The organism is Bacillus sp. SRB_8, from assembly GCF_003264205.1.
Lineage (GTDB): Bacteria > Bacillota > Bacilli > Bacillales > Bacillaceae_G > Bacillus_A > Bacillus_A mycoides.
Map to the genome: position 1 here is coordinate 24,136 of NZ_NADT01000021.1, position 10,441 is coordinate 34,576.

Annotated in this window: 10 protein-coding genes; 4 read left to right on the forward strand and 6 right to left on the reverse strand. The window is 35.7% G+C overall.

Translation table 11 applies throughout. From position 1 onward, the window contains the following. Window positions 1–11: 11 nt before the first annotated feature. On the forward strand, window positions 12–893 hold the full coding sequence (locus tag B5P40_RS20105; protein ID WP_002188479.1) for an accessory Sec system S-layer assembly protein: 882 nt from the start codon (window positions 12–14) through the stop codon (window positions 891–893). Window positions 894–963: 70 nt separating this feature from the next. Here the strand turns inward: B5P40_RS20105 and B5P40_RS20110 are convergent, their stop codons facing one another. Both B5P40_RS20110 and B5P40_RS20115 read right to left on the reverse strand, forming a co-directional pair. Then, window positions 964–1,335, reverse strand: coding sequence for a hypothetical protein (locus B5P40_RS20110; protein ID WP_002125538.1), 372 nt, complete (start codon window positions 1,333–1,335; stop codon window positions 964–966). A gap of 234 nt (window positions 1,336–1,569) precedes the next feature. Further along, a complete protein-coding gene (locus B5P40_RS20115) occupies window positions 1,570–3,048 on the reverse strand; it encodes a SulP family inorganic anion transporter (RefSeq protein ID WP_078176382.1) in 1,479 nt (492 codons plus the stop codon). Window positions 3,049–3,349: 301 nt separating this feature from the next. Between B5P40_RS20115 and B5P40_RS20120 the strand changes: the two genes are divergently transcribed. Further along, a complete protein-coding gene (locus B5P40_RS20120; RefSeq protein WP_002010927.1) occupies window positions 3,350–3,820 on the forward strand; it encodes a hypothetical protein in 471 nt (156 codons plus the stop codon). A 240-nt stretch (window positions 3,821–4,060) separates the two neighbouring features. On the opposite strand, the gene B5P40_RS20125 is transcribed toward B5P40_RS20120, so the two are convergent. Continuing rightward, window positions 4,061–4,909, reverse strand: a complete 849-nt coding sequence (locus B5P40_RS20125; RefSeq protein ID WP_078176381.1) for a MerR family transcriptional regulator — start codon at window positions 4,907–4,909, stop codon at window positions 4,061–4,063. 79 nt (window positions 4,910–4,988) lie between these two features. On the opposite strand from B5P40_RS20125, the gene B5P40_RS20130 reads away from it, so the two are divergent. Together B5P40_RS20130 and B5P40_RS20135 are read left to right on the forward strand one after the other, a co-directional pair. Continuing rightward, window positions 4,989–5,621: a GNAT family N-acetyltransferase gene (locus B5P40_RS20130; protein WP_078176380.1), complete on the forward strand. Its 633-nt coding sequence runs from the start codon at window positions 4,989–4,991 to the stop codon at window positions 5,619–5,621. Between the two features lie 199 nt (window positions 5,622–5,820). After that, window positions 5,821–6,426, forward strand: a complete 606-nt coding sequence (locus tag B5P40_RS20135; protein WP_002030031.1) for a DedA family protein — start codon at window positions 5,821–5,823, stop codon at window positions 6,424–6,426. A gap of 157 nt (window positions 6,427–6,583) precedes the next feature. Here B5P40_RS20135 and B5P40_RS20140 read toward each other — a convergent pair whose 3' ends face one another. The 3 genes from B5P40_RS20140 to B5P40_RS20150 all read right to left on the reverse strand — a co-directional run. Then, window positions 6,584–8,140 carry a fatty acid--CoA ligase gene (locus B5P40_RS20140; protein WP_078176378.1) on the reverse strand — a complete coding sequence of 519 codons (1,557 nt, stop codon included), beginning with the start codon at window positions 8,138–8,140 and terminating at the stop codon, window positions 6,584–6,586. Window positions 8,141–8,411: 271 nt separating this feature from the next. After that, complete coding sequence (locus B5P40_RS20145) at window positions 8,412–9,902, reverse strand: coproporphyrinogen III oxidase (protein WP_002010930.1); 1,491 nt, start codon at window positions 9,900–9,902, stop codon at window positions 8,412–8,414. 141 nt (window positions 9,903–10,043) lie between these two features. Continuing rightward, the coding region (locus B5P40_RS20150) for an LPXTG cell wall anchor domain-containing protein (RefSeq protein ID WP_142936368.1) at window positions 10,044–10,441 on the reverse strand (398 nt) is incomplete at its 5' end.

Genomic DNA, 10,441 nt, shown 5'->3' on the forward strand with positions numbered 1-10,441 from the left:
GGTGAAAATTTATGTTATCATTCCTGAAAAAGGCAAAGAAAAAAGGAAAAGATACTACTGTTTCTAGTAATCAATTATTTGGACAAGAAGAAACTACTTCTCAAAATAAAACGGTAAAGCCAGTTCTTTACTTCCATCCTAGCTGGGGTGACGTAGCACAAGAACAAAAATACATTTATCAATTTTTACATAAAGAATTACCACGTTTACAAGAATATCAAATTTCTTTATCAGGAATTGAAATTGAAAAACGTGATGGCGCATACGATGTAGCTGCTTTCATTCGCAGCAGTGTCCCAAAACCGATTTCTTTCGAAGAAGTTACATTACTTCTATTAAACAAAGATAAAAAGCTGTGCGCACGTAAAACATTTAACCTGTCTGCACTTGGCGATATTCCTGAAAACGTAAATATGCCGTTCGTATTTACATTTGAGCAAGAAACAATAACGGAAGCTGAACTATCTCAATCAGATTGGGAATTAGCTTTCGAAATTGAAAGTAAGCATCAACTAGATTTAGATCCATCTTGGGAATCTCAGTTACCTGAAGCAAGCAAAGATGCTTTACGTAATTTTGTAGACAATTTAACACCTCCAAATGAAGGTGAAATTAACTTCCTAGGTTTACAAGCCGCACTGAAAGAGAACGGTGATTTACATACAACACTTCTAATTCGTAACGGCTGTAAAGATAACATTCAACTAGAACAACTTCCTCTTCATATTGAAGATGCTTCTGGAGAAATCGTTGTTAAAGGTGCTTTCACGTTACCGAATCTTGAAATTAAAGCGAATACTACAAAACCTTGGTCATTTGTTTTCCCTGCTTCATCCACCTTGAAACAAAATATGGATTTATCTAGCTGGAAAGCATTTGTACCACAAGACTAATATACAAAAAAGCCTATCCTAAAAGATGGTCATCACACCTTTAGGATAGGCTCTATTTTTTATGTAAAATCTACTTCGTTACTAATAAACGTTCAATATGATACTCAGCTTCTAGTTTACACATTTCATCTACATGCTTTACTTCGCTCTTGTTTAACAGCTCTAATTGTTCTTCACTCGGCTGCTCACTAATAAGCTCATTAATTTTTTCATTTACTTTCATCGCTAATGCTTGATGGAAATCTGGATGTCCTTTCAACTCGTCATCTACTTTATTAATCCAAGTTGATTTTGTGTATAAATATTGTTTCCACTGTTCAACAAATTGCTGCATATCAAATTTTTCTTCATTCCATTCAATTTCTTTCATATATCTCTCAAAAGAAACAACAATTGATCGTGTAATCCCGATCTTCACTCCATGTGGTAACTGTTTGTACATCAAATATTCCCTCCAGCTTAAAGCTCTTCCTTCTGAATATAAAGGAATCTCAAAATTCATATACCTTCTTATAATAGCACATTGCTAATCTAAGATGTTACTACACTGTGTAGAAAATCAATTATCAACAGACGTATAACATTTAGATATAATGATTTTATACATAGTAAGCACATATACAAATAATAAGAACCTTCACACTCTATAACGCAATTCATGTGAAGGTTCTTATTGTTATATTGCCTTAACTTTTAAAAACTGCAGTTTCTCTTTTTGCTCATCATTCGCCATCATTACTATCGTCTTTTCAACATGCGGATGTACATGTTCAAGTGTCACACTCACTCCTGCTTTATCCGATTGCTCAACAAAGTTTAATAACGCTATAGCTCCTGATACATCCATATAATGTACATCTTTCATACGCAAACTAACTGGTGACTTCACATCTTGTAAAGAAGCAAAAATACGATCTACTGATAGAAATGAAAGTGGTCCCTGAATCGTATACGTCGCTTCTTTTTCTTTTATAATAGAAGCTTTACGTTCTTTACACTTCACCATGTATATAATGAAGGAAAGAATAATGCCAAACGCAACAGCAACCATTAAATCGAATTTCACTGTCACAACCATCGTCACGAACATAACAATCACATCACCTCTTGGTGCTACATGTGCTTTCTTCATGCTTTCCCAATCAAACATCCCGATGCCAGTTAAAATTAAAATACCTGATAATACAGCAAGCGGAATATATTGTACCACTGAACCGAGTCCCATAATGAAAATAAATAATATGACACTATGCATACAAGCCGACAGTGCCGTCTTCCCCCCGCTTCTTATATTGACGATAGATCTAACAGTTGCACCTGCTCCTGCTAATCCACCGAACAAACCACTCGCAATATTGCCAATACCTTGTCCGATTAACTCTTTATTACTTTTATGACGTGTCCCCGTCACATTATCCATTACGACAGACGTTAATAACGAGTCAATTGATCCTAGTAAAGCAATACTAAGTGCTGGTAATACAAGTGCTAACATGCCATTTGCGTCTAAATTCGGTACGTGAAGAGATGGCATCGCCTCTGGAATTGCACCTATTTTTTCAATCATCTTATTTAAAGAAAGAGTTCCTACAACTGGTAAGTTTACCGTAATTCCTTGTAGCATAGAAGAAAATAACGGCAACGTTACTGTAACACCTACTAACGCTACTAAACTTGATGGAATGGCCTTAATCCATTTTCCAGAAACAATCATTACAATGATCGTTAATAACACAAGCAGAAAGCTATTTTGTACGTGCTTCATTTCACCTAAAATAATAATCAGTGCAATCCCATTCATAAACCCTGAAACAACAGGATACGGAATGTAACGAACGTAAGAGCCGAGCTTACATACACCAAATAAAATTTGAAATAACCCCGCCATCATAAATGCAATAAAGCTTGCTTCCAATCCGTGAGTTGCAATAACGCCTGTTGCAATTACTGTAATCGGCCCAGTAGGACCCGTTACTTGCCCCGGTGTACCGCCAAATAACGCCGCAAACAAACCTGCTAAAATTGCACCATACAATCCGACAAGTGCTCCCTCAGACGTTCCCGTTGCAGCAATACCAAATGCAATCGCTAGCGGCAAGGCAACAATCGCAACAGTAAACCCTGCTAAACATTCCTTTGCTATTTTTTGAAACATATAAATAACCACCTTCGTATAAAGTGAAACTTTAATCAGTGGGGTTTTGTTCATCCCCCACTGATTATTAGCCCGCAAATAGCGGGATAAAGTCCACGTTCCATTGTACATCTAAAACAAATCATTCGTTAGCGTATTTATAAAAAACTCTTTACAGTCTCGTGAAGTAAACGTCTACATTTACAAATAGCCTTCCCAAGTCAAACTAAAAAACAGCAATATGACGAATCTACCTTTGGAAACAAACTTGACTATGCTATAATGAACAAATTAAATCTTTTACTATATACTTGGAGGCACTATGCTAACTTTTGAAGAAAAATTATCAATTATTGAATCTTTCCCGGAATTAGAAAGAAAGAACGTATCATTAAAACGCGTAAACTTTCACTTTGAAGAAAGTCGTTTAGATAAAAAGAACGTTGTATATCATTTACACCCCAATGGAAACGGATTTGTATATGCAAACTTCATTAAAGGTTATAGAACAGATGATAAAGGTATGATTAACATCCGTGAGTTTTCAGAAGAAGAACTGCGTTCATTAATTGAAAAAGTAATTGAACGTCTATCACAGGAGCAAGAGGAAATTGTAGCACCAATGGAACCTGCTGCGGAAGAAGAATGGCGTAACGAAGACGGTCATATCCTAACTCTTATTCAAGAGGATGACATGTGGAACGTTTACGCTGGCGTAAACTTAGACGGTACATTCAACTCTTATCCAGAAGCTGCGGAATACCTTGATGAAGAAGGTTTCTCACGTAAATAATAGGTTCCTTACTACTAAAGAGGGCCGTCCCAGTTTTTTTGGGGATGGCCCTCTTTTTATTAATAGGTAGGCTATCATTGTCTTATTTTGTAGTTAAGCCGATATCCTTTGTCGAAACGTCGATATATGTAGAGTTGCGTTCGATATAATTTCATGCACTGTTGCAATTTACCCCAATAAGAACATAAATCAATTTCGAAATTAAGCTTTTTGGGCAGTTCCATCCATTAAATTATGGCATCAAAACTTCTTATTCTCACTATCCCCTATAAAAATTTGAATTTGACAACTATACGTCTCCGTATTAAAAATATCACTAACTAACTCCACTTCAATAAAACTCTCCACTTCTATATTATTTTCTTTTATGTATTTAATTATGGTATTTCGACGTTCTTCCTCATTTTCTTTACTATACGCTAATGTTACATATTTCCCGCCCGGTAATACTTTTATATTTTGCATCTTTTCCATATGTACATGATCTTGTACTTTATTAAAAACATACTTTGGTTCTACATCCCACTTTTCATTGACATTATATAGAATACCCATTTCCATTGACATCTTATCTTCATACTCTTGAATGATTTTCTCTAAATTAGAATAATACAGTAACTCTTGTAAACTCCCCACTTCTTTGCATGGCGCTACAATCACATTCCGCTGCTCAAAGAACTGAATACACACTTCATCACCTTTTAATATTTCCTGTGAACTCCCTACTTTCTCATTTAACCCATCAATCGTTTCAATTACCTCTTTCATTTTCTTTATATGCTCTTCCGCTTCCTCTCTCTTTAATTGTAAAAATTGCAGCAATTTATCCATATCACATTCCTTAAAAATCTCTTGAAGTTCTACTATACTGGTGTTCAACTCTCTACAGCTTTTTATAATATCAATGTGAATGAATTGATCTATAGAATAATATCTATATCCTGTTGATTCATCAACATGTTTTGGAATAAGAATCCCCATCTTATGATAGTACCTTAACGCTTTTATCGTAATATCCTTTATTTTTGCAACTTCTCCAATAGAAAATAATGTTTTCACCTGAATCTCTTCCTTTTTATTTTTTCGCATGCAACTATTGACTCTACCCTTAGAGGAGACATTACTATTTATAATAAGTCATTTACATTAATAAAGGGAGTATACAATTATGAACACAGTAAAATATAGAAATCTTGTCAAAGAAGACTATGAGCCTATAAAACATTTAATTGGTGAGGCATTTGGATTTAATGAATTCATTACAGATAAAAAATTTTTAAATTCAATATTAAACTTCTACCTACACAGTTGCATTTTAGGAAGCTCCTTTAGTAAGGTAGCTGAAAAAGATAATGAAATTATCGGTGTCATTTTAGGCGATTCCAAAAAAGATAAAAACCGTTTAAAGAGATTCCATAATACTGTTAGCTTTTCCTTTAACACGCTGAAACTATTCATGACGAATAAAGAGAATAGAGAGTTTTTAAAAGCATTTATAAAGGTTCAAAAAACATATAAAGAACTAATTCAAGGAAAAGAAGATCATTTTCAAGGCTGTATACAATTATTCATCGTATCCGAAGAATCTAGAGGTCTTGGAGTTGGGAAATCTTTATTAAATCATTTATTCCAATACATGACAAAAGAAGAAGTGACATCTTTATATTTATATACAGATAATGAATGCAACTATGAATTTTATGACAGACAAAACTTCCAACGTATACAAGAAAAAGCAGTTAATTTTGGACCAAAAGAAGAAGATTTCAACATATTTTTGTACCGCTATAACTTTAACTAATAGTAACATTTACACTTCAATGCTCTTTGCTAATTAGCAAAGAGCTATATTAAGTATGATATCACTCACGAGTGGTTGTCAAAAAATCATACTAGCTTAAATCCTCCAGCCAAACTCTTCTACTACTATTGTTTCAGTTCGATTATCGTGAGAAAGAGGAAGATGTGTAACAACTTCAATTTAAAAAGGAGCGCACAACATGGAATGGATTCACGAATTATTTCAGCAATATGGGTATTATGTAGTACTTATTGGATTACTTTTAGAATATATTGCTCTTCCGTTTCCAGGAGAGCCAACATTAGCCTATGCAGGATTTTTATCACATCAAGGTGATTTAAGTTTACCAATTTTAATTATTTTATCCTTTATTGGGACAAGCGTAGGTATGACATTCCAATACTTTTTAGGAAATAAACTTGGCATGCCTTTCATTCAGAAATACGGGAAATATGTATTTTTAACAGAACGAAAAATTAATTTAACGAAAATGTGGTTTGATAAATACGGATATTTTCTAATCTTTATCGCCTTTTTCATTCCAGGCGTCCGCCACTTTACAGGATACTTTGCAGGAATTATCAACTTACCGTTTCGCCGCTTTGCGATGACAATTTATTCAGGTGCCCTATTTTGGGTATCATTCTTCTTAATCGGTGGTTACTGGTTAGGGGAAAACTTAGAAGATATATTCATCGTACTTGAACAACACATTTGGAAAATTATCTTCGGTATTATTATCATTACGCTAATCACTCGATTTCGCAAAAAAATAAAGCATGTGATTTTAAAAGGTATAAATTAAATCTTTCATCAACAAACTTATATGCGTACAAGAATAATAAAAAGCGGGGACACATAGTCTCCACTTTTTATATACAGCCCGTTCTCAAACTAAAAACACAAGAGCTTGACACTATTTCCTTATTAAGAAAGATAATCTTATTTGTAAAGATAGCTCCCTATTTTTTCGCGCCTTTCAACGACTCTCTCAGGACAAATTTTTGTAATTTTCCACTCGCATTACGAGGCAGTTCATCCACAAATAAATAGTGACGTGGACGTTTATAGTCTGCTAATTCATCACTTTCTTTACAATATATTTCCAAATCTTCTTCTGTAATCGCTTCATCTTTCTTTACAACAACAGCCACGACACGCTCTCCCCATAGTTCATCTGGCTCACCAAGTACTGCAACATCTAATACACCAGGGTGACTATGAAGAAAATCTTCAATTTCGCGAGGGTAAATATTTACGCCACCGCTAATTACCATATCATCAACGCGGTCTGCAACGAATAAATAGCCGTCTTTATCGAAGTATCCTAAATCACCAGAATGATACCAGCCTTTATACATCGATTTTGCATTTGCTTCTTCTCGATTATGATAACCAGCCATCATAGTTGGACCGCGCAAAATAATTTCCCCTACTTCATAAGGAGGCAACGTATCATCTGGCTCTGCTGGTCCATCTTCGTTCGGTTTCACAATTCGAATTTCATGGCTAAAGCACGGTGTTCCTGCTGAACCAGCTTTCGTAATTTGATCCTCTTCTACGAGAAACGCAACAACTGGTCCCATTTCTGTCATTCCGTAAATTTGAACAAGATCAATATAAAGGCGCTCTTTACATTCCTTCACTAGCGCCGGTGCCATTGCAGCTCCGCCGTATACACCGATTTTCATTGAAGTTAAATCATACTTAGTTAGATCTTTTTGCAGTAACATATTCCACATCGTCGGTGCTGCAAAAAACGTCGTAATCTTCTCTTCTTGAATGGTATGTAATACTCTATCCGTATCAAAATGATGTAAAATAACATTCTTTCCGCCAACTTGAATGCGCGGTATAATTCCAGCATTTAACTCGCCGCAATGATATAAAGGTGCTACCACAAGCCCGGCGCTATCCCTATTATATTTTATGAAATACGTACAAATCATACTATGCTCAGCCATATCACGATGGCGATGTAGTACGCCTTTCGGATGACCCGTCGTTCCGCTCGTATAAAGCATAGAACAAAAATCCATTTCATCGACTACAATATCTACTTTTTCAGCTGATGCTTCATTTACTTTTTCATGGTAAGAACTAGCATAGGAAGGTGCATCGTCTTCCACGTACCAAAAAGACGAATTTGGAAAATCTCGTTCAATCATAGCAACTGTTGATTCGACTGCTTTTTCAAAGACAACTACTTTCGAGGCTGCATCTTGGAGGATATACGATAATTCTTTTGCTTTTAAGCGGAAATTAATTGGATTGAAGATCGCGCCAATTTTCGCACAGGCTAAGTAAACGTTTACAAATTCACGACAGTTATATAGGTAAACAGATACACAATCTCCCTTTCTTACTCCTTCTTTCAATAGAGCTTGCGCCGTTTTATTTATTTGCTCATCCCACTGTTTATATGTCCAACGAATATTTTTTTCTGGTTCTACTAACGCCTCTTTATTCGGATACTTGCCAACTGTCAAATCAAAAATTCTCCCTATCGTCATGTACATGCCAACAATTTCCCCCTTTTCTCTTTCATAAATCTATCATTTCGTCTATAAGTAGACATTGTCCTCTAATAATCTGACTAATTTTTCTGATTATTATCGACATAGTTTTACATATGGACCGTTTGATGGTAAATGAAATTATATCGGCGATTTTTTGAATATATCGAACGCAACTCAATTTATATCAGCTATTTTTCGAATATATCGACTTACCGACAAAAACTGACACTATAAAAAGAGGCTGTTCCAAATCGGAACAACCCCCTTCTTCTTACACGAATAGCTCTTCTAAAATTTTCAGTTTATCTTCTGTATATTTCACGAAGCCATCGTTATATGATTTTGGATCTTTCGGATTCGCAAAGTGTGTAATTGCTCCTGTTTGTGGGTGAACAAATTTACTTGATGCCCCGCAACCAAGTCCGATAATCGATTGTACTTCTTCCATAATAACAATATTGTAGATACTTTCTTGCGTCGGTATTGCATACCCAACGTTTTCTAAGTTACCTAAAATATTTTTTTGACGATATAAATAGTATGGCACGTAATTATGGTTCTTCGTCCACTCTTCCGCCTCATGCATCATCGCAGTAATTTCTTCGCGACCTGCTACTTTATATTTACGTTTGTTTTGCGTCATTTCAGAAGCACGTTTAAATGATAACGTATGAACTGTTAACGATTCTGGCATTAACTTTTCTGTTTCATCTAACGTGTGCTTGAAGATGTCTAATCCTTCACCAGGAAGACCAATAATTAAATCCATATTAATATTGTTCATTCCCATTTCACGTGCTAAATGATACTTCTCAATCGTTTCTTCTACAGTGTGATGACGTCCAATTGCTTTTAGTGTTTCTTGGTGGTATGACTGCGGATTAATACTAATACGGTCAATATTCCATTTATTTAACACTTCTAGCTTTGCTGGTGTGATCGTATCTGGGCGACCTGCCTCAACTGTTACTTCACGTACATCTTTCACATCAGGGAAAGCTTGGTACATTTCTTCATACAACATATCCATCTCTTCTGCTGTAATACTCGTCGGTGTACCGCCGCCGTAATAAATCGTCGTAACTGTAACACCTTTTTCTTTTAAAAACTTACCAATTTCACGAACTTCATAATGTAACCCGCCTAAGAACGAATCAACTGATCCTTGGCGTCCGTTAATTGCATAAGCTGGGAACGTACAGTACGCACATTTTGTAGGACAAAACGGAATACCGATGTAAATACTTACTTCTTCTTTCAAACGGTATAAATCCGGAACAACCGCTAATTGGCAATCAACAATACGCTGAAGAAGTTCAATTTTCTCTTCATGAATTAAATAACTTTCACGAAGTTCTTTATGCGCTTCTTCTTTTGACATACCATTTTGAAGCAGTTTGTGAAGAAGTTTCGTTGGTCGTACCCCAGTTAATATTCCCCAGCTCTGTTCAAGTCCAGTTAGCTGTTGAAGTACAGAAAGATATACGTAAGAAACAACATGTTTCACTTGCTTCATACGTTCTTTTTCTTCTGTGAAAGCAGATAAATCTTTCGCGAATGTTTCTTCATATACATTTCCGGTTGCAACATCTGTTAAACGAGCCGATGCTGTCACATTACCTTCTATCTGTATATCAACGATAAGATTTGCTTCTTCTTTCTCAAACCCTATCGTGCTCTCTTCAAAAAATAAACCGCCAATATTTTGTAGCGGACGTAAAAAACGATCATCTTGTAACGTTTTAATTGAAATTAACAACATTATCACCTTTTCATTTGCAAACTCTCTTTAGTTTACTTGAAGGGCGTTTGAAGGTCAATACAGAAGGTTTTACCTTATTTCGTCTATTAAAAACTTAAAGGCATAAGAGATAACATTTCTCTTATGCCTTTTATAAACCTATTAGCTATTTTTAATCATAAATCTTAAACGTATTCCTAATAACACCAGAATTACACCTATAAATGGAAGGTAATCCGTATTATGCCCTGTAGCTGGAAGTTTTTGATTATTAGAACCGCCTTGTTCTTTTTCTGGTAAGTTAGGCTTTTCTACTTCTTCGCCTGGGCTTTCTGTTCCTTCACCTGGCTTTTCTATTCCTTCACCTGGTGTTCCTGTTTCCCCACCTGGTTTTTCTATTCCTCCACCTGGTGTTTCTGTTCCTTCACCTGGCTTTTCTATTCCTTCACCTGGCTTTTCTGTCTCTCCACCTGGTGTTTCTGTCTCTCCACCTGGTGTTTCTGTCTCTCCACCTGGTGTTTCTGTCTCTCCACCTGGTGTTTCTGTCTCTCCACCTGGTG